We start from the raw sequence: 20,124 nt of genomic DNA on the forward strand, positions 1-20,124 counted from the left end.
CCGTTGCTTTTTTTCCATCTTTATGGCACTTTAGCGCCGCTGGATACGTAAGAATGGGTATATCGAAGGAGGCCGGTAACATGCAGCAACAAAGCAATGGCAGTTGGTACACGGCACGCCTTCGCGTGCGTTATCAGGAAAGTGATCAGATGGGTGTGGTCTATCACGCCAACTATTTAAATTGGTTTGAAATCGGTCGAACCGAGATGATTCGCCAAATGGGGTATACATATCGTAAAATGGAGGAACAGGGGTTACTGCTTCCGGTAACCGGACTGGATGTGAAATATCATAAACCTGCCCGGTATGATGATGACATCATCATTTTCACCCGTATTGCTGCGTTTAGTGGTCTGCGACTGAACTATGAGTATGACATAAGGCGCATGACTCCAGACCTTAATGAGCAGATAGGCGACGGGCAACGAGTATGGTTATCTGAGGAGTCCCTTCCTGGTGAACGATTGGTTACAGGCTCTACCCAGCATGTATGGGTCAATGGGGACTGGAAGCCAGTCAGGCTGGATAAGGCAGCTTCTGAGCTCTACAGCGCGCTTGAGAAAGTGTGGCTTTCAGGAAAGGGGTAATACGTAATGCGAAGATGGATGTGGGCCCTGCTATTAATCATTCCGGTGATTGAACTGTTTGGTTTCATTCTTATGAGTGACTGGATTGGAGCCGGAAAGACTTTGCTTCTCATGATTCTCACGTCCTTGATCGGTATAGCCATGTTGCAGTTTGAAGGACGAAAAGTACTTATCGATGCCAAATCCGAGATGGAGCGCGGTAAAGTGCCCGGAAGGAAAATGGTAGATGGACTTTTTATTTTTGTCGGTGGTTTCCTCCTGCTGATTCCGGGATTTATTACAGATCTGATCGGATTTACACTGTTGTTTCCAGTAACACGTTCAGTGTACCGTCTATTCTTCCTGGGCTGGCTGGAGAAGAAAATGAGAAATGGAAGTATTAAGTTTTATCGTGGCCCGAAACAATAGGATATACCAGCATCAGTTAAAGAAAGGCACCTCCACCAGATTCAGTCTGATGAGCGGTGCCTTTTTTAACTTGTTTATATGCGCATGACAGAGAACAGAAGTCATGATTTTATCGGACGCGTCCGTTAATAATATATGTCCGGAGATCACGGAACACGTTCGCTCGATTGAATGCATCAAGGATAACGAGGCTGACAGGGCCAATGATCAAACCGAGTACACCAAACAATTTCAATCCCACAAACATGCCAACCAGTGTGGCGAGAGGGTCCAAGCCGACACTGCTGGCAAGCACTTTGGGTTCAATGATTTGGCGAGCAATCAGCACAATCAGATATACAATACTGATGCCGATCCCCAGGTACAGTTCTCCGTTCATAAGCAGGTACGCTGCCCAAGGAACCATCACGAGGCCAACGCCGAGATAAGGGAGCAGATCTACTAGACCGATGAGCAAAGCAATCGTGAAGGCAGATTTAACCTGGAGCACAAGCAATCCAATCATGACAAATAATGCGGTGATGGAGATCATAATCAACTGGGCTCGTGCATAACCGAACAGTGCTTTTTTGAGATCATTCCATATGTCGGTAATCGGTTTGCGAATGGATGAAGGTACCCAGCCTGATACAGTAATGCTGTGTCTGTTCCAGCTTTTGCTGATAAAAAAAGCGGAGAGCAAAACCACGATTAATACGGCTCCCATGTTGGGTAGAGAAGTGAGCAGATTCAGGATCATGTTGAAAAATCCGGTGACCAGATCCGTTACTGCTGTACCTACCGTTTCGGTTGTTTTGCTAATATTGCTGTTAATCGTCTCCTGATAGTTGGGATTTTCCTTGTAAAATTCATTAATCTGTCCAATTAAACTCTGAATCGTGTCATTCTGGGTCCAGCGGACGAACGTAGCCTTAATCTCATCGACATGAAGGTCGAAGCTCGTCGTTAGTGAAATGACTTCCTTTACCATACGGGTTACCGCAGCGGACAATACGACAACAATGGCCCCGAAATAAATGATTAGTGATAAGGTTACAGCCAGCCAGCGAGGAAATCGTGCCTTGTATTGAAGCAACTTTACCAGAGGATTCATCGCATAGGCGATAACCCAGGCAATGGCAAAAGGATATAACAGCGGGAACAGCAGGTATATGGCAACAGCAATGAGTATGGTCGCGATAATCACCCATAAGCCGCGCAGCAGACGTTTTATTATGATTCTATCCAAGCATCAACTCTCCTTATTCCATTTCAAGCTACCTATAAACCATGAAGGAAACACAGGAAGCTATCTAGTTAATATAGAGCAAATACACTGATTTGAAACGCTAGGATGTCGTCGAATGATATCTTTTCTTTTGCCTAGAGTATGCCTCATATTCACAAAATATAGCAATAAAAACTTGATTAATAGCATGGATTTATATAAAAAGAATAAAATGTCAACCTTGTTTTTGTAAAGGTTTTCAAAAATGCTTTATCGGTCTGATAAAGAAGTTTGATGTGCGGATGACCTCGCATCATGTTCACATAAACGACAAAATCCAGTATGATGAGAGAAGGAAATACCGATTGACAGATATGAAAACCGGATATTGAGGTATTTATTAATTTTAAAATGTAAATGGTTACAAAAGAAGGACGAGTGCGTTTTAAGCACGTAGATGACACTCTGGATGGGTTCTTGATTTCGTTTATTAAAGGAGAGATGTAATATGACAGCTACCAAAGGTCTGGAAGGCATCGTTGCAACAACCTCTTCGATCAGCTCCATTGTAGACGGTGTGCTCACATACCGTGGTTACGATATTGACGATCTGGCAGAACATGCAAGCTTTGAAGAAGTTGCGTATTTGCTGTGGTTTGGTAAATTGCCAACTACGGATGAACTGAAATCCCTTCGCAAAAGCCTGAGCGATTACGCGCCGATTCCGAGCGAGTTGATTGCACAAATCCAATTGTATCCGAAAAACATGAGTACCATGGCAGCACTGCGTTCCGCGGTATCCGCACTGGCTCTGTACGATGAGCAGGCTGACGAGATGACAGCGGAAGCGAATGAGAACAAAGCGGTTAAGCTGCAAGCGCAGTTGCCAACCATTGTGGCAGCCATAGCCCGTATCCGTCAGGGCAAGGAACCTGTGGCTCCAAAAGAAGGCGCTTCCATCGCAGAAAACTTTTTATATATGATGACTGGAGAACAACCAGCTGAGACCGCTGTTAAAGCTCTTGATCAAGCGCTTGTCCTGCATGCGGATCATGAGTTGAACGCTTCTACATTTGCAGCACGTGTAACCGTAGCTACGCTGTCTGACATCTATTCGGGAGTAACTTCTGCGATTGGCGCATTGAAGGGACCATTGCATGGCGGTGCGAACGAAGCCGTTATGAAAATGCTGAATGAGATTGGTACACCTGATCGTCTGGAAGCAGCTATTCAAGAAAAATTGAACAACCGTGAGAAGATCATGGGCTTTGGACACCGTGTCTATAAAAATGGAGATCCACGTGCGAAACATCTGCAAAAGATGTCCAAGGAACTGGGCGAAATGAACAACGATACACGCCTGTATGAAATGTCAGTGAAGATTGAGGAACTGGTGACAGGACAAAAAGGTCTGAAGCCAAATGTAGATTTCTATTCCGCTTCTGTATATACCCAATTGGGTATTGAAGAGGTACTGTTTACACCGATCTTTGCGATTAGCCGGGTATCAGGTTGGACTGCTCATATTCTGGAACAGCTTGCGGATAACCGTATTATTCGTCCGCGTGCCGAGTACACAGGCCCAACAGATCAGAAGTACGTTTCAATTGAACTTCGCTAATGGCATCAAAACCAGTATAATAACAAGGACGGGGTGAAGGGGTGTAACCTGTTGGCTAATACTAGCAGCACGTTCATAACCCTTCCTCCAATAAGACAAGCGGTGTGTTATCATACTGCATCTACGAAACCCAAGGAGGAATTATACGAATGAAATTAGAAAAATTTGCTCACCCAACTGAAGGCGAAAAAATTCAAATTGATAACGGTACACTGCAAGTACCTAATAACCCGATCATTCCATTTATTGAAGGTGACGGTACAGGCCGCGACATCTGGAAAGCTTCCAAACGTGTATTGGATGCAGCTGTTGAAAAAGCATATGACGGCAACAAAAAAATCGCATGGTATGAAGTGTTTGCTGGACAAAAAGCATTCGATACATACGGTGAGTGGTTGCCGAATGATACACTGGAAGCCATCCGTGAGTATATCGTAGCGATCAAAGGACCATTGACTACGCCAATCGGCGGCGGTATTCGTTCCCTGAACGTAGCCCTGCGTCAAGAACTGGATCTGTACACTTGCTTGCGTCCTGTTCGCTACTTCGATGGTGTACCTTCTCCGGTTAAACGTCCTGAGCTGGTAGACATGGTCATTTTCCGTGAAAATACGGAAGATATCTATGCGGGTATCGAGTATGCAGAAGGTTCCGAAGAAGTGAAAAAAGTAATCCAGTTCCTGCAACAGGAAATGGGCGTAAACAAAATCCGTTTCCCTGAAACTTCAGGTATCGGTATCAAGCCAGTTTCCTCTGAAGGTTCCAAACGTTTGGTACGTGCAGCAGTACAATATGCCATCGATCACAACCGTAAGAGCGTTACTTTGGTACACAAAGGCAATATCATGAAATTTACTGAAGGTGCCTTCAAAAACTGGGGTTATGAAGTTGCTGAAGAAGAGTTCGCTGATAAAGTGTTCACTTGGGCACAATACGATATTATTAAAGAAAAAGACGGTACGGATGCAGCTAATGCAGCTCAAAAAGCAGCTGAAGATGCTGGCAAAATCATTGTGAAAGATGCTATTGCCGATATCGCTCTGCAACAAGTACTGACTCGTCCAGGCGAATTCGATGTAATCGCAACGTTGAACCTGAACGGTGACTATCTGTCCGATGCACTGGCTGCACAAGTTGGTGGAATTGGTATCGCTCCAGGAGCGAACATCAACTATGTAACAGGACATGCTATCTTCGAAGCTACTCACGGTACTGCGCCTAAATATGCTGACAAAGATGTCGTGAACCCTGGTTCCGTTATTCTGTCTGGCGTTATGTTGCTTGAGCACTTGGGCTGGCAAGAAGCGGCTAACCTGATCTACAAAGGGATGGAAACATCCATCAACAATAAAACAGTAACTTATGACTTTGCACGTCTGATGGACGGCGCTACTGAAGTGAAATGTTCTGAATTTGCTGATCAAATCATTAAAAACCTGTAAGGGGAGATGTGAATCGTGACTATTCAGCGCAAAAAAATCACAGTAGTCGGCGCCGGATTTACCGGAGCTACAACGGCTTTGATGCTTGCCCAAAAAGAACTCGGGGATGTTATTCTGGTTGATATTCCACAATTGGAAAACCCGACTAAAGGTAAAGCGCTCGACATGTGGGAAGCTAGTCCTGTTCAGGGCTTCGATAGCAATATCGTTGGTACTTCCAACTACGAGGATACTGCAGGTTCGGAGATTGTTATTATTACGGCAGGTATTGCCCGTAAACCGGGTATGAGCCGTGATGATCTGGTCAACACGAATGCAGGGATCGTAAAGTCTGTTTGTGAAAATGTGAAAAAATATTGCCCTGATTCCATCGTCATTATTCTAAGCAACCCGGTAGATGCAATGACATATGCAGCTTATCAGACGCTTGGTTTTCCTAAAAACCGCGTAATCGGTCAGTCCGGTGTACTGGATACTGCACGTTATTGTACATTCATTGCACAAGAGCTGAATGTATCGGTTGAAGACGTCCGTGGATTCGTTCTTGGCGGTCACGGAGACGATATGGTACCACTCGTTCGTTATTCCAGCGTTGGCGGTATTCCAATCGATACCCTCATCCCGGCAGAGCGCATTGAAGCCATCGTACAACGCACACGTGTTGGCGGCGGTGAGATCGTGAACCTGCTCGGTAACGGCAGCGCATATTATGCACCAGCAGCTTCATTGGTGCAAATGACCGAAGCCATTTTGAAAGACAAAAAACGAATCATTCCGGTTATTGCTTACCTTGAAGGGGAATATGGCTACAATGACTTGTTCCTTGGTGTGCCAACCATTTTGGGTGGTAACGGAATTGAAAAAATATTTGAACTGGAACTGACTGCTGAGGAAAAAGCAGGACTCGACAAATCTGCGGATTCGGTTCGTAACGTCATTTCAGTAGTGAACCTGTAAAAGTTTGAAAACTTTTTGACAGGAACAGACAGAAAACCTTCGGATCATCCGGAGGTTTTCTTTTCTTTGGATAAGTTCCCCAGTATAATGAGATGTGATGTATAGCACACTGATTGAAATTTCTGAGGAGGATGGACATTTTGACAATGATTATGTATTTGCTCCATATTATTGGAGCACTGGCGATGGGCTTCTATCTGATCTTGCCATTCGTAGTTGGCAAAATCCGCACCTTGAGTGCTGCCGCTCAAGAGGGAGCATTTGCATCGCTTCGTTCGTTGAACCGTATCGCACAGTACGGACTTGTGATTCAGCTTCTTACGGGTGGTTATTTGATGACCAAGGGTGAGTATTCCTACCTGTGGATGGGCGTAGTAGTGGTACTGTTGCTGGCTATCGCAGCAATTGGTGGCATTATGGGTAAACCGTTACGTTTGGCATCAGAGGCTGTGAAAAGCAATCGTGACGTCAGTGCAGAGCAGAGCAAGATTCGTACGTTCAGCACATTGCTGGCTGTATTCCTGCTCATTATGGTATATCTGATGGTGAACAACCAGGTAATCTAATAACAGCTGCGAACAAGTTTTATGGCCAGCTTAACTTAAAGCGTTTGCACTTCAAACGTATGGGACAAGCTGGATAAGTAAGTAAGGTCTTGAACGGTAGTGAAATAGACAGCCCAGAGGCTGTCTATTTTTGTTCGCACGGTTTTGGCATAATGTCTGACAAGAAGCAAGGTGTGTGGTGTTGAACTAACGGCATATATGGGCGCACTTCGTTATACATTACATTCTGTTAACTTAGGCTGACAGCGTGGGTAAATACGGTGTTACGACCATTACGCTTGGACTCATATAGTGCCGTATCGGCATCGCGCAGCAAGGATTCCAGAGAATCGGACCCTCCATTATATTGTGCCACTCCGAAGCTTGAAGTGAGAGGAATACGAGTACCCTGTACCTCCAGCGGGTCATTCAACAAAGCCACACGTAACTTCTCGGCGAGCTGCTCACCATCTTGGAGGGAGGCATTGGGAACCGCGATCACAAACTCCTCTCCTCCATACCGTGCAAACAACATCTCTGAGTTCAAATAACGATTACATACGGAGACCACATGAATGATAGCCTGATCCCCAACGTCATGTCCATAGGTGTCATTAATTCGTTTGAAATGATCAATATCAAATAATATAAAGGCCGCAGGTTGCAGATTAAGCTGGGCTTCACTCAGTATCTCTCGACCTCTGAGCAGGAACTGCGTACGGTTATATATTTTAGTGAGACCATCGAAGTAAGCCAGTTGCTTTAACTGTTCTTGGAGGAAACGTTGCTCTGTAATATCAATCAGCATAATTAGAGTGCCAACGGCTTGTCCTTCTTTGTTATAGACATAAGAGGTTCTGACCTGATAACAGACGGTCTCTCCGTTCAATTGCCAGTACAGATCGGTTTGCAGACCTTCTCGGCCGTATTCCACTGGAAAGGTCTCGCCAGCAAGCGAAAGCCATATATCGTTCAGATGTTGACCCACCATGTTGAAATTAAGCTCTGGCAGCATATCACGCAGAGATTGGTTATAGTCGACGAGACGATTGGAACTATCCAGCACGATAACGCCTTCACGCATACTCTCAAAGATACTATCCTTGGCAATAGGTACGATGGTTAGCAGACGGGAGGATAGAATAGCCCATATATACATAGCGGATGTAACGCACATGAGAACCGGAACGGGGTCCATTCCACCTGGGGTGAGACCAAGCAAATACAGAAAGGCCGCTACCATGGGAATAATCTGTGAAGTGATTAGGGTGAGCAGCTGACGACGATACATCTTTTTGGTATGTCGCCATTGTCCGATGAGAATAAGGCAGGCACATAACAGACAGGAAAAGGTGAATGCACCATGAACAACGTACCACTGCCCTATAGCAATATCCATCAGCGGGACGGGACTGTCTTCTCTTAGCCATACTCTTTTATAGAAAAGATGATGAAAATCATTTGTTGCTACCATGAACAAGGTAATGGAAGGGATTACAAAGAGTGCCGCAGAAGCCTTTTTGGATAACTTTTTACCCGTGTATTGCATCATGAGCATCAGCCCGAGAGAGGCGGAGAAAGGCATACCAATGTATTCTACAACCGTCCAGAATTTCATCTGCTCCAGTGTACTGCTGGCAAGTTCAATCGCGTAGCCGAAGGTGTAAACAGACAAAGCTGCTGTATAGAGAATGAATATTTTCGAACTGGGGATCTCTGCTCTTCTAACATAAGTATATAAACACAGAAAAACATTCAGCACGGCTGAAGTTGCTACAAGTGTTATATAAGAATTAATGTGCGATTCCATGGGTTTGGTCTCCATATTAGATTAGAATAGTTGTTTAGTTTGGCAGTATGACCGCATCATTGAAATAGATTAATGTAGTTTAAAACATATATGTATACTGTACATTGTACATCAGCCCATACAGCATAGGAATACAATTTGGGCGGTGAAACAGTTCAATTTCGAAAAAAATTTCGAATGTTTGACAAAATAGGTCGAATTCGATGCGGATATATCTAAATTGACAACATGTCTGCGAGAAATGATTAAGAATAACCATTTTAGTATTGAAAATTTTTCTGTTTGACCGCTAAAAGGGAGTGGTAAGTAAGTATCGAGGCCACAGACGGGGACTTTGGAGCATGACGGTTGAAAAAGGGAATAATTTGTATTGTTCATGCCATCCTACAGAATGAGACTTGATTTAGACATTCCATTTTGAGAGGAGAAATGCCAGATGTCAACTGACACACAGAACAAAAAGACGATGCCTCCCCAACATCAGGATCAGCGTCCGGGTATTGAATCGGAGATGCACCCCAAACCAGAGTTTGAGAAACCTGAATATAAAGCAGCCGGCAAGTTGTTGAATAAGGTTGCATTGATCACGGGTGGAGACAGCGGAATTGGACGTGCTGTTGCCGTTACATACGCGAAGGAAGGTGCGGATGTAGCGATTGTATACCTGAGTGAGCATGAGGATGCCGAAGAGACCAAGCGTCAGGTCGAACAGGAAGGACGCAAATGCATATTGATTCCCGGTGATATTGGGGATGATGCCTTTGCCAAGAAATCTGTGCAACAGACGGTGGATCAACTGGGTAAGCTGGATATTGTCGTGAATAATGCAGCGGAACAGCATCCCCAGCAGCAGCTGGAGGATATTACTCCAGAACAGTTGGAGCGTACGTTCCGCACAAATATTTTTGGCATGTTTTATATTACACAGGCTGCTCTGCCACATCTCAAGAAAGGCAGCACAATCATTAATACAACCTCTATTACCGCGTATCGCGGAAATCCGACGTTAATTGATTATTCATCGACGAAAGGAGCCATCACTTCATTTACACGCTCCTTGTCGATGAACGTTGTGGAGAAGGGAATTCGTGTGAATGCCGTCGCTCCAGGGCCAATTTGGACCCCGCTCATTCCATCCACATTTGATGAGAAAAAGGTGAGCGAATTTGGTGCTACTCAGCCAATGAAACGTCCAGGGCAACCGGATGAACTGGCTCCAGCTTACGTATATCTCGCTTCGGATGATTCTTCCTACGTGAGCGGTCAGGTGATGCACGTTAATGGCGGCGAAGTGGTAAACGGATAATCCATTGATGATGTGTTGCAAATGAAGGCGTATCGATTCCAGCATGACTGGTCGGTACGTCTTTTTTTGTGAGCATATCGCGGAATAAATATGATTTTGATCCGGTTTTACAAAAGTCGGGATTGGCGTTGATACAACCATGATACTTTATCAATAGGCTTCCCTGGAGATAGTTATAGCACTTCCGCGACGTGCTGCTAATCAAAAATGGCAGGATCTACATGCTATCTGTGATATGATATAGACCGAACAAGTAAGCTTCGGAGGCGGTCACATGAAGATTAGCAAACAAAATGCGGCACACTATATATGGGGTGGACAGTGCGATGGCTGGCATCTCGTTCAAAATGAAGAACTGAGCGTTATTCATGAACGTATGCCTGCAGGAACATCTGAAACTCGGCATTACCATTCAATAAGTCGTCAGTTTTTTTTCATCCTCAGCGGGGAGGCGTGTATGGAACTTAACGGGGAAGAGTTCATGCTCAAACCCCATGAAGGAATAGAGATTGGGCCTGAGATTCCACATCAGATGCAGAATCGGAGCGAAGCAGACGTAGAGTTTCTTGTCATTTCACAGCCCACCACTCGTGGTGATCGAATAGAAATGGACATGTAGTTAAATTATTAATTTTATAACAAAGGAAGAGATAGATGAGACCGTTCCGAATTCGCCTTGCCATCATCATGATGGTGCTGATCGGTATTTCCGTCATTGTGGCGGGTTATACGATGGGCAGAGTTTTTAAGACTACTCACATTAACGCACTGGAGCAAACGATGGTGCGTGAGATCAACTTGCTGAAAGCAACGTTCCCGTTCCATGATGCATCCGATCCAACCAATGCAGAGACACAGAAATATTATTCAGATCGCGCTGTTGAGCTGGATCGACTGACAGATTCACGGGTAACCTTTATCAATAAAGACGGAACGGTCATTGGCGACTCGGAGAGCGATCCCAATTCAATGGACAACCACTTGAACCGTCAGGAGATTAAAGAAGCGGTTGGGCAAAACTATGGTCAGTCGATACGTTATAGTGCAACATTGGGGCAGGACATGCTGTATGTGGCGCTGCCTGTGAATTCGGATCAAAGTGACATGATTGAGTTGCCCAGTGGAAAATTTGATGGTTACATTCGACTATCCATGAGTCTTGAAGCTGTAGATCAGGGTCTTCAGCAGGGCTGGATTCTGATGTTTTTCACCTTGGGCCTACTGTTCCTGATTGTGGCTCTGGTTAGTTATCGGGTTGCGCGGGGACTGACATCACCTATTGAGCATATTACGAAGGTGGCTCACCGGATCACCAAGCTGGATTATGATGCGAGAGTGGATGTAACTCGTAATGATGAGATCGGTCAACTGGGACTTGCCATTAACGGAATGGCAGACAGCCTTCAGATGCAATTGAAGACGATCAGGGATAATGAAGCGCTGCTGCAAAGTGTGCTTGCCAACATGACAGGCGGTATTATTATGATTGATGCAGGTCAATCTATTGCGCTGGTCAATCGGGAAGCAGAGCGTATGCTTGGCATTCAGGCAGAGCGGGTTACTGGCAAGCCATACACTGAATTGAAGCGGCATTATGAGCTGACGCGCACGATTGAAGAGAGCGTTGCTTTGCGAGAACCGATGCATGAAGAAGTGAGTGTGTTCAATCCGGTGGAAAAATTGATTCGCATTGATGGAGTACCGATGTCCGAAGATGATGGTGCTTACCGGGGAATGCTCTTCCTTTTGCAGGATGTAACGGCGATCCGCAGGCTGGAATCGATGCGCAGTGAGTTCGTAGCGAACGTATCTCATGAACTCAAGACACCGGTGGCTGCGGTCAAAGGTTTTGCCGAAACGCTTCTCAGCGGCGGGGTACAGGACAAAGAAACGGAGCGTTCATTCTTGCAGATTATATATGATGAAGGCGACAGACTGAACCGACTGATCGGAGATATTCTGGAGTTGTCCAAAATTGAGTCTAAACGGGCTCCCCTGCAATGTTCACCAGTGCATGTGCATTCGTTCTTCGAGATGGTCCTGGGCACCTTGTCCAAGGTGGCGGAGAAGAAAGAAATTCGGCTGGAGATGAACGTTCCTGAAGAATTGTATATTGAAGCTGATGAGGATAAAATGAAGCAGATCTTTATTAATCTGTTATCCAACGGCATTAACTATACGCCAGAGGGCGGACGGGTAAAATTACAAGTATCGGTTGAACATGATGAGGACGAAGAAGAAGTTGTATTTGCGGTATCCGACACAGGAATTGGTATTCCGAAGAAAGATTTGCCACGGATTTTTGAACGCTTCTATCGGGTGGACAAGGGCAGATCCCGTAATTCGGGAGGCACTGGACTTGGGCTTTCAATTGTGAAACATCTGGTTGAATTACACCATGGCAAACTGTCTGTAGAGAGTGAACTTGGCATGGGAACGACGTTTCGTGTTATCCTTCCATTAATTCAGGATGAAGAAATCTAGTGCGATGGAAGTGAAATGTAAAAGGAATATGCTGTTTTACACAGAGTTAACAATTAGGTGCTATGATAAAGAAAGTGTTGTGGCAACAGACAACCTATAGGAGAGAAGGGGTACCATGGCGCAGCGTTTGCTCGTTATTGAAGATGAACCAACATTATCAAGATTGCTTACGTACAACCTGACACAAGAGGGCTATGATGTTATTGCTGAGGATCACGGATCTTCAGGTTATGATCGGGCGTTGTCCCAGGAGTTTGATCTGATTCTGCTGGATCTGATGCTTCCTGGAATGAATGGTCTGGATATTCTGAACAAGTTACGAATTCAGGGTGTTAGTACACCGGTCATCATTCTCACAGCCAAAAACGGTGAAGCCGAAGTTGTGCAAGGCTTAAAATCAGGTGCCGATGATTATATTACCAAGCCATTTGGTGTATCCGAATTGCTTGCCCGCGTAGATGCGGTGTTAAGACGTTATTCAAATGGTGAAGATTTGCCGCAACCAGAGGATAAGGACGGTTCCCGTATTATTCTGGGAGAGCTTGAGATATATCCTTTGAAATATGAAGTGACACTGGGTGGACAATCCATCAGTCTTCGTCCCAAGGAATTTGAAGTACTGCTTTATCTGGCCAAGAAGCCGGGTGTTGTGCTTACCCGGGATGATCTGATGAATGCGGTCTGGGGCTTCGATTATATCGGAGGACAGCGCACGGTGGACGTTCATGTCAGTTCCTTGCGGAAAAAGTTGGAGCTTGATCCGGAATCAGTTCATATTGATTCGATTCGCGGTGTAGGTTATAAATTGGTTGTAAAAAGAAAAACTCCCCATCATTCAAGTTAACAATGATCGGGGAGTTTTATTTTACATTCCGTTAACACAAACAAATATTTTCCTTTACGTATAGGGAGTAGGATGAAGCTGTCTGAGTGATACTTTGTACCTACATATTCCACCTCAGGACGGAGCTCATACGTAAAGGAGATTGCGCATTTATGCCCATGTTGCTCGAAGTGAAGCCCGACCAGCCCGAAGAAATGATAAATACGCAACAGGAACAAGTTGTAACTCCCATGGGAGAACAAAAAGATGAAGATGAGATTGGGGTCACCAAAGAGAATGTAATCTCTTTACGGAACTATTGCCGTCAAATACCTGTAGTTGACGTGCATACTACCTGTGGGGAAGCGGCAAGCCTGCTCAATCAGGATCAGGACTACCCGTGTATTGTATTATGTGATGACCATATGCAGCCATTAGGTTTGTTGATGCGAGAGACGTTATACCGGATGTTGAACGGACGCTTTGCAGCAGATCTTTTCTATCGAAAGCCGGTTGTACACGCAGTGGACTCTTCTCCTGTCATCGTTGATGTGCATGCAGAAGCGACCGCGATTATTGACATCGCTTTGTCTCGCAGTGAGCAATATTTCTACGATTGTTTGATCGTTACGGAAGAAGACCGATTGCTGGGTGTGCTGACGATGAGGGATGTGATGTCCCTTTCCCGTAAGCTGCAGCATGTGGCTTCGGAAGAACGTGTACATATTATTACACAGAGCAGACAGGAAATAACAAGAATCAACGACTCCGTCACCAAACTGGTTCAAGCCGCTCGAAAGGCGGGGGAAGAAGCGTCTCAAATTATGCAGTTGTCCGAACGAGGAGCGAGCAGCCTCAGTCAGGTTGATGCTTCTTATAACCGTGTATATCAGCATATGGAGGGTCAGCAGAAGCATGCTGATGACATGCTGAGCTCTATCGACATGGGCTCCGGGATGGCACGTTCCATTCGTTCATTGGCTGACCAAAGCGGGCTGCTCGCTATGAATGCTTCCATCGAAGCGGCACATGCGGGGGAGTACGGACGAGGTTTCCAGGTCGTCGCTGGTGAGATTCGCGCACTAGCCAAGCAGACCCGTGAGGTTGCGGGAAATATGTCCTCTTTGCTGGATGATATCGGAGGATTGACCAGACAGACTGTGGAACTGGTGAGAGCAAGTGCGGCAGAGATTAACAACAGCTCCGTTCATGTAAACGAAGGAGGGACTGCTTTCAAACAGCTGAACACGGCTGTAGCGGGTATGTCCCATATTGCGGAGGATATTGCCGTAGAAGGCAAAACGGCCGGAGAATTGGCAGAGCACATTCGGGAGAGACTGGAAGATATGGTCCAGGCGGATGACTAAATGACGGCAGGATAGGCATCATTCATACGCAATGATCGGATAGAAGGGTCATGGGTGTGAAAGATGTCTCTTTTTACATTCCGTTAACATGAAAGTGATACTGTTTTTACAATGAGAGGGTAGGATATTATAGATGACCGAGAGTCAAGTTCAATCATTGGCATCGGTCTACGTAAGGGAATCTGGTTGTCCCTGCCGCGAAGGAGAAGTGAACATCCATGAAGGACCTCATTCACATTGAAGGACTTAATTTATACTATGATACGCATCACGCGCTTAAAAATATATCGATGGACCTGCCGGAGAAGACAGTTACCGCATTTATCGGTCCGTCGGGCTGTGGTAAATCGACCTTGCTACGTACATTGAATCGGATGAATGATATGATTCCAGGCGTACGTGTGGAAGGACAAGTTATGTTGGACGGTTCAGACATTTATAGCAATGAGATCGAAGTGGAAACGCTGCGTAAGCGGGTCGGAATGGTGTTTCAGCAGCCTAACCCTTTTCCAAAATCCATCTACGATAACGTGGCCTATGGACCTCGACTTCACGGGGTAACGCAAAAAGCCGAACTGGATCGTTTGGTTGAGCAGAGTCTTGTTCATGCTGCACTGTGGGATGAAGTAAAGGATGTGCTCAAAAAATCGGCACTCAGTCTCTCTGGCGGACAACAGCAGCGTCTTTGTATTGCACGTGCCTTGGCCGTGCAGCCTGACGTACTGCTGATGGATGAAGCAACGTCTGCACTTGATCCGATCTCAACGCTCAAAATTGAGGAACTGGTCAAGGAATTGCACCACAAATACACGATTGTAATGGTGACCCATAACATGCACCAAGCTGCACGTGTATCGGGTCGTACGGTATTTTTCCTGAACGGGGAAGTGGTGGAGGCGGCGGATACAGAAACATTGTTCTCCACACCGCAGGATTCCAGAACCGAGGATTATATATCCGGACGGTTCGGATAAGCAAGCTGAGTTCGAACGATCCCGGCGTGTCCGGAGATGATGGATAAGGAGGACATGGAATCTATGATTCGCAGAAAAGAATTTGATCAGGAGCTTGAGGAACTGCGCACACTGCTTCGGCAAATGGGTGAGCATGTAGGCACAGCGTTGGATGGTGCTATTGAAAGTTTACAGACGATGGATGCCGAGAAAGCTCAGGTCATCATCAAGAATGATGCGAATCTGAATGCCTTGGAAGACAAGATTATGGAATTGGGTTCCAAGCTCATCATTACACAACAGCCGGTAGCGAAGGATCTGCGACGCATTATCGTTGCTTTCAAAATCTCAAGTGACCTGGAGCGTATGGGTGACCTTGCGCTGGATGTGGCCAAAGTGACCCTTCGCATGGATGGACAGCAGCTCATTAAACCGCTTGTGGATATACCAAGAATGGCGGAAATCGTGAAAGCCATGATTGAAGAGTCCATTGAATCCTTCCTGAAAGAAAATACCGATCTGGCCTACAAAATGGCTCAGACCGATGATCAGGTTGACCAATTGTACAGTCATATGATCAGTGACCTCTACTCGTTCATGACAGACCATCCAAATAAGGCTTCTCAAGCGATGCTCTTGATGTTGGTAGGACGTTACATCGAACGGATTGGTGACCACGCAACAAACATTGGTGAGAGCACGGTGTATCTGGTAACAGGAAAACGCCCTGATTTGAATCAATAGGTAACTGCTTTTAGTGGGATTGGGGTATTATTCGTAACGAATTGAAGGGACTTTCTCTCGGGCGGCCTGTGAACAGGCCATCCGCGGAGGGAGTTCTTTTTTTGCAGGAAGATTATGATCTATAAAGATGACTAATTTTTTTGTTGTAACAGGTGTGTATGGTATCATGAGAGTAGATGTAATTGAAGGATTGACCATACGATACGTGAGGTGCTGGAATGGACAAGTTTATTCTTATAGATGGAAATAGCATTATTTACAGGGCGTTTTTTGCAATGCCGCCTCTAACTAACTCGAAAGGCTTGCATACCAATGCGGTGTACGGCTTCACCACGATGCTGCTGCGCTTGCTGGAAGAGCATAAACCGACACATGTGATGGTAGCATTTGATGCAGGCAAAGTTACGTTCCGGCACGAAGGTTACCAGGAATATAAAGGTGGTCGGGAGAAAACACCACCGGAGTTGTCCGAGCAATTTCCGCTGCTGAAAGAACTGCTTCAGGGCTTCGGGATAGCCCAGTTTGAGCTTGCAGGGTTTGAAGCGGATGACATTATCGGAACATTAACGAAACGTGCGGATGAAGCCGGAAGACAGGTTCTCGTTGTGTCGGGTGACAAAGATATGCTGCAGCTTGCATCTGAACATGTGCATATCGGGCTTACGCGCAAAGGGGTAACCGAGATTGAGCTGTACGATCCTGCTCAGATTAAGGAGCGCTATGGTCTGACCCCGTTGCAAATCATTGACCTCAAAGGTCTGATGGGTGATACGTCCGACAATATTCCGGGCATTCCTGGCGTCGGAGAGAAAACGGCTTTGAAACTGCTGCACCAGTTCGGTTCGGTTGAGGAAGTGCTTAATGGCACAGGTGAGCTAAAGGGAAAAATGAAAGAAAAGATTGAGGCTCACGCCGAAGATGCACGTATGAGTAAGCAGCTTGCCACGATCCACCGTGAAGTTCCATTGGAACAAACGTGGGAAGATATGCAGTTTGCTGGCTTAAAAGAGGAACTGGCAGGTCCGGCTTTGGCCAAGCTCGAATTCAAGTCTTTGCTGGAGCGCCTTTCATTCCGCGCAAGTGTAGTTTCTGAACAGGAAGCCGTTCCAGCTGCCGTGGTAGAATCCTCCATAGCAACAGAAGAAACGATTAGTGAACTGTTTGGTTCACTCGAATCCATTGATGTGCTACATGTGGAGACACATGGGGATAATCCGCATCAGGCGAAACTAATTGGACTTGCTGTTGGTTCAGGCGGAACCTATACATTCTTATCTCCCGAATTGCTTCAGTCTGATGCAGCTGCCCCGGTAAGAGAGTGGCTGGGCAATGCAGAACAACCCAAGCGTGGTTATGATCTGCACCGTGTTGATCTCGCACTGCATGCGCATGGCATTGAGTTTGCTGGAGCGTCCTTTGATGTGCAATTGGCTGCCTATTTGCTTGATCCAACCGAATCCAATCAGACGATCAGCGGCCTGACCACGAAGTATGGTCTGCCTTCCCTCGTGGAGGATGATACGGTTATGGGCAAAGGTGCAAAATACAGGGTGCCAGAGACGGATGTACTGGGCGATTTTCTGTGTCGCAAAGCCGCGGCAGTAGCAGCCATTATTCCACTCCAGGAGCAGGCGCTGGAGAGCAATGAGATGAACGCTCTTTTCCATGAACTGGAGATGCCGTTATCACGTATTCTTGCTGATATGGAGAAACAGGGCATTAAGGCTAATACGGCAGATTTGCAGGCTTTGGGTAGTGAGTTCGAAGAAAATATAAGCAGGTTGATGGCGGAAATCTACAAGCTTTCCGGTACGGAATTCAATCTGAATTCACCGAAGCAACTGGGCGAGATTTTATTCGATAAACTCGGTCTGCCTGTAGTGAAGAAAACAAAAACAGGATACTCTACGGATGCCGAAGTATTGGAGAAGCTGGCTCCTTATAATGATGTGGTCAAGCACATTCTGCAATATCGTCAACTTGCCAAGCTGCAGTCCACGTATGTAGAAGGATTGCTCAAAGAGATTTCGGATAAGGATGGCAAAGTGCATACGTATTACCGTCAGACGATCGCAGCAACCGGACGTCTGAGCAGCCAGTTCCCGAACTTGCAGAACATTCCGATTCGGATGGAGGAAGGTCGTAAAATCCGGAAGGTATTTGTTCCTTCTGAACCGGGATGGTCCATTTTGGCAGCAGACTATTCGCAGATTGAACTGCGCGTCCTTGCCCATATTTCAGATGATGAGCGGCTGAAGGAAGCTTTTGTCCAGGACATGGATATCCATACAAAGACGGCCTCCGATGTGTTTGGTGTGAAGCCAGAAGAGGTGGATGGAGACATGCGTCGTTCTGCCAAGGCGGTTAACTTCGGGATTGTATACGGCATCAGTGATTACGGTCTTTCGCAGAACCTGCACATCACGCGGAAAGAGGCAGCACAGTTTATCGATCAATATTTTGAAGTGTTCCAGGGTGTGCGCCGATATATGGATGATATTGTGAAGGAAGCCCGTCAGGATGGTTATGTCAAAACGCTGCTGGAACGCCGTCGTTATCTGCCAGAAATCAATGCCAGCAACTTTAACCTGCGTTCCTTTGCGGAACGGACAGCGATGAATACACCGATCCAGGGAACTGCGGCAGATATCATCAAGCTTGCCATGGTACAAATGGATGAAGCGCTGCGTGAACGCAAGCTGAAGAGCCGCATGCTGCTACAGGTGCACGATGAACTTGTATTCGAAGTGCCTGCGGATGAGCTGGAACTGATGAAAGAGCTGGTTCCTTCGGTGATGGAAAAAGCATTGGAGCTGTCAGTGCCACTGAAAGCGGAAGTCAGCTACGGAGAAAACTGGTACGAGGCTAAATAGTAGATCCCAAGCGGGTTTTCCGTTATTTTACAAAATATTTTTCAACTGTTTTCGACATAAGAAGGGGTCCCGCTGAGCGCCATCTTCCGTTATAATATAGGGGAGGTGAGAACATCATGCCGGAATTACCGGAAGTCGAAACAGTCAGAAGAACATTGAATCAACTTATTGTTGGCAAGACCATTGACTCAGTTACCGTTAGCTTGCCGCGGATCATTCAGCGGCCGGACGACATAGATGCATTTGCAATGGAACTTAAGGGACATACCGTGATTGGTGTAGAGCGCAGGGGCAAGTTTTTGCGTATTTTGCTGGACGGGCTGGTGCTTGTCTCCCATCTGCGGATGGAAGGAAGATACGGGGTGTACCAACAACATGAGGAAGTGGAGAAGCATACCCATGTCATTTTTCACTTTACCGATGGTACAGAATTACGTTACAAGGATGTCCGTCAATTCGGTACAATGCATCTCTTTAATGCAGGTGAGGAACTGGTATCCAAACCTTTGTTAAAGCTGGGGCTGGAACCACTTGATCCAGTGTTTACCGTAGCTGCATTCCGTGAGGCTGTTGGCAAACGGACAACCAAAATTAAAGCCGTGTTGTTAAATCAGGCATATGTGGTCGGCATCGGGAATATTTATGTGGACGAGGCCTTGTTCCGCGCTGGCATTCATCCAGAGACCATTGCCAAGACATTGACCGAAACCCAGTTAACCGTGCTACATGAAGCGATCGTGATTACGCTGCAGGATGCGGTGGATGCAGGTGGTTCGTCCATTAAGTCCTATGTCAATGGACAGGGTGAGATGGGCATGTTCCAGCATCAATTGAAAATATATGGACGCAAAGCTGAACCCTGTGCGACTTGTGGCACATTAATCGAGAAGATTGTAGTGGGCGGTAGAGGCACGCATTACTGTCCGAAGTGTCAACCGCTGCTCTAAATCGGTGATGGCTCTGGCAGCATGAACGAAATCGTCAAATTGTAGCACCC

The 20,124-nt window shown here is 46.1% G+C and carries 17 protein-coding genes; 15 read left to right on the forward strand and 2 right to left on the reverse strand.

The genetic code is table 11. The annotated features are described in order from the left end of the window. Positions 1-80 precede the first annotated feature (80 nt). Positions 81-587, forward strand: coding sequence for a thioesterase family protein (locus tag MKY42_RS10195; RefSeq protein WP_090895390.1), 507 nt, complete (start codon positions 81-83; stop codon positions 585-587). A 6-nt stretch (positions 588-593) separates the two neighbouring features. Continuing rightward, positions 594-995, forward strand: a complete 402-nt coding sequence (locus MKY42_RS10200; RefSeq protein WP_090895391.1) for an FxsA family protein — start codon at positions 594-596, stop codon at positions 993-995. A 109-nt stretch (positions 996-1,104) separates the two neighbouring features. Here MKY42_RS10200 and ytvI read toward each other — a convergent pair whose 3' ends face one another. Continuing rightward, positions 1,105-2,223: a sporulation integral membrane protein YtvI gene (gene ytvI, locus MKY42_RS10205; protein WP_179265278.1), complete on the reverse strand. Its 1,119-nt coding sequence runs from the start codon at positions 2,221-2,223 to the stop codon at positions 1,105-1,107. 487 nt (positions 2,224-2,710) lie between these two features. Here ytvI and citZ point away from each other — a divergent pair, with 487 nt between their 5' ends. From citZ to MKY42_RS10225, 4 genes are all read left to right on the forward strand, one after another. Then, a complete protein-coding gene (gene citZ / locus MKY42_RS10210; protein WP_076289785.1) occupies positions 2,711-3,823 on the forward strand; it encodes a citrate synthase in 1,113 nt (370 codons plus the stop codon). A gap of 149 nt (positions 3,824-3,972) precedes the next feature. Continuing rightward, positions 3,973-5,265, forward strand: a complete 1,293-nt coding sequence (gene icd, locus MKY42_RS10215; protein WP_090895394.1) for an NADP-dependent isocitrate dehydrogenase — start codon at positions 3,973-3,975, stop codon at positions 5,263-5,265. Positions 5,266-5,280: 15 nt separating this feature from the next. Continuing rightward, positions 5,281-6,222 carry a malate dehydrogenase gene (gene mdh / locus MKY42_RS10220; RefSeq protein WP_090895396.1) on the forward strand — a complete coding sequence of 314 codons (942 nt, stop codon included), beginning with the start codon at positions 5,281-5,283 and terminating at the stop codon, positions 6,220-6,222. Between the two features lie 140 nt (positions 6,223-6,362). After that, positions 6,363-6,788 carry a hypothetical protein gene (locus MKY42_RS10225; protein ID WP_090895398.1) on the forward strand — a complete coding sequence of 142 codons (426 nt, stop codon included), beginning with the start codon at positions 6,363-6,365 and terminating at the stop codon, positions 6,786-6,788. 229 nt (positions 6,789-7,017) lie between these two features. Here the strand turns inward: MKY42_RS10225 and MKY42_RS10230 are convergent, their stop codons facing one another. Further along, complete coding sequence (locus tag MKY42_RS10230) at positions 7,018-8,577, reverse strand: histidine kinase N-terminal 7TM domain-containing protein (protein WP_090895400.1); 1,560 nt, start codon at positions 8,575-8,577, stop codon at positions 7,018-7,020. A 436-nt stretch (positions 8,578-9,013) separates the two neighbouring features. Here MKY42_RS10230 and MKY42_RS10235 point away from each other — a divergent pair, with 436 nt between their 5' ends. The 9 genes from MKY42_RS10235 (at position 9,014) to mutM (ending at position 20,074) form a co-directional block, all read left to right on the forward strand. After that, positions 9,014-9,883 (forward strand): SDR family oxidoreductase, encoded by an 870-nt coding sequence (locus MKY42_RS10235; RefSeq protein ID WP_090895402.1) that lies wholly within the window; start codon positions 9,014-9,016, stop codon positions 9,881-9,883. A 274-nt stretch (positions 9,884-10,157) separates the two neighbouring features. Beyond that, positions 10,158-10,502: a cupin domain-containing protein gene (locus tag MKY42_RS10240; protein WP_090895404.1), complete on the forward strand. Its 345-nt coding sequence runs from the start codon at positions 10,158-10,160 to the stop codon at positions 10,500-10,502. A 35-nt stretch (positions 10,503-10,537) separates the two neighbouring features. Beyond that, positions 10,538-12,367 (forward strand): ATP-binding protein, encoded by a 1,830-nt coding sequence (locus MKY42_RS10245; RefSeq protein ID WP_090895407.1) that lies wholly within the window; start codon positions 10,538-10,540, stop codon positions 12,365-12,367. A gap of 115 nt (positions 12,368-12,482) precedes the next feature. After that, the gene (locus MKY42_RS10250; protein ID WP_053783546.1) at positions 12,483-13,211 is read left to right on the forward strand and encodes a response regulator transcription factor; all 729 of its coding nucleotides are present in this window, start codon (positions 12,483-12,485) and stop codon (positions 13,209-13,211) included. Between the two features lie 152 nt (positions 13,212-13,363). Beyond that, positions 13,364-14,557: a methyl-accepting chemotaxis protein gene (locus tag MKY42_RS10255; RefSeq protein WP_090895410.1), complete on the forward strand. Its 1,194-nt coding sequence runs from the start codon at positions 13,364-13,366 to the stop codon at positions 14,555-14,557. A gap of 218 nt (positions 14,558-14,775) precedes the next feature. After that, on the forward strand, positions 14,776-15,531 hold the full coding sequence (gene pstB / locus MKY42_RS10260; protein WP_063568101.1) for a phosphate ABC transporter ATP-binding protein PstB: 756 nt from the start codon (positions 14,776-14,778) through the stop codon (positions 15,529-15,531). Positions 15,532-15,594: 63 nt separating this feature from the next. Then, positions 15,595-16,254, forward strand: a complete 660-nt coding sequence (gene phoU / locus MKY42_RS10265; protein WP_090895411.1) for a phosphate signaling complex protein PhoU — start codon at positions 15,595-15,597, stop codon at positions 16,252-16,254. A 218-nt stretch (positions 16,255-16,472) separates the two neighbouring features. Next, positions 16,473-19,127 (forward strand): DNA polymerase I, encoded by a 2,655-nt coding sequence (gene polA, locus MKY42_RS10270; protein ID WP_090895413.1) that lies wholly within the window; start codon positions 16,473-16,475, stop codon positions 19,125-19,127. 116 nt (positions 19,128-19,243) lie between these two features. Then, on the forward strand, positions 19,244-20,074 hold the full coding sequence (mutM, locus tag MKY42_RS10275) for a DNA-formamidopyrimidine glycosylase (protein WP_090895415.1): 831 nt from the start codon (positions 19,244-19,246) through the stop codon (positions 20,072-20,074). Positions 20,075-20,124 lie beyond the last annotated feature (50 nt).

This window comes from Paenibacillus sp. FSL W7-1088 (assembly GCF_037969855.1).
Lineage (GTDB): Bacteria > Bacillota > Bacilli > Paenibacillales > Paenibacillaceae > Paenibacillus.

Coding starts and splice junctions, on each gene's coding strand:
- phoU (WP_090895411.1), top strand. CDS start 15,595: ATGATTCGCAGAAAAGAATTTGATCAGGAGCTTGAGGAACTGCGCACA.
- MKY42_RS10235 (WP_090895402.1), top strand. CDS start 9,014: ATGTCAACTGACACACAGAACAAAAAGACGATGCCTCCCCAACATCAG.
- icd (WP_090895394.1), top strand. CDS start 3,973: ATGAAATTAGAAAAATTTGCTCACCCAACTGAAGGCGAAAAAATTCAA.
- MKY42_RS10250 (WP_053783546.1), top strand. CDS start 12,483: ATGGCGCAGCGTTTGCTCGTTATTGAAGATGAACCAACATTATCAAGA.
- polA (WP_090895413.1), top strand. CDS start 16,473: ATGGACAAGTTTATTCTTATAGATGGAAATAGCATTATTTACAGGGCG.
- MKY42_RS10255 (WP_090895410.1), top strand. CDS start 13,364: ATGCCCATGTTGCTCGAAGTGAAGCCCGACCAGCCCGAAGAAATGATA.
- MKY42_RS10200 (WP_090895391.1), top strand. CDS start 594: ATGCGAAGATGGATGTGGGCCCTGCTATTAATCATTCCGGTGATTGAA.
- MKY42_RS10195 (WP_090895390.1), top strand. CDS start 81: ATGCAGCAACAAAGCAATGGCAGTTGGTACACGGCACGCCTTCGCGTG.
- pstB (WP_063568101.1), top strand. CDS start 14,776: ATGAAGGACCTCATTCACATTGAAGGACTTAATTTATACTATGATACG.
- MKY42_RS10240 (WP_090895404.1), top strand. CDS start 10,158: ATGAAGATTAGCAAACAAAATGCGGCACACTATATATGGGGTGGACAG.
- citZ (WP_076289785.1), top strand. CDS start 2,711: ATGACAGCTACCAAAGGTCTGGAAGGCATCGTTGCAACAACCTCTTCG.
- MKY42_RS10245 (WP_090895407.1), top strand. CDS start 10,538: ATGAGACCGTTCCGAATTCGCCTTGCCATCATCATGATGGTGCTGATC.
- mutM (WP_090895415.1), top strand. CDS start 19,244: ATGCCGGAATTACCGGAAGTCGAAACAGTCAGAAGAACATTGAATCAA.
- MKY42_RS10230 (WP_090895400.1), bottom strand. CDS start 8,577: ATGGAATCGCACATTAATTCTTATATAACACTTGTAGCAACTTCAGCC.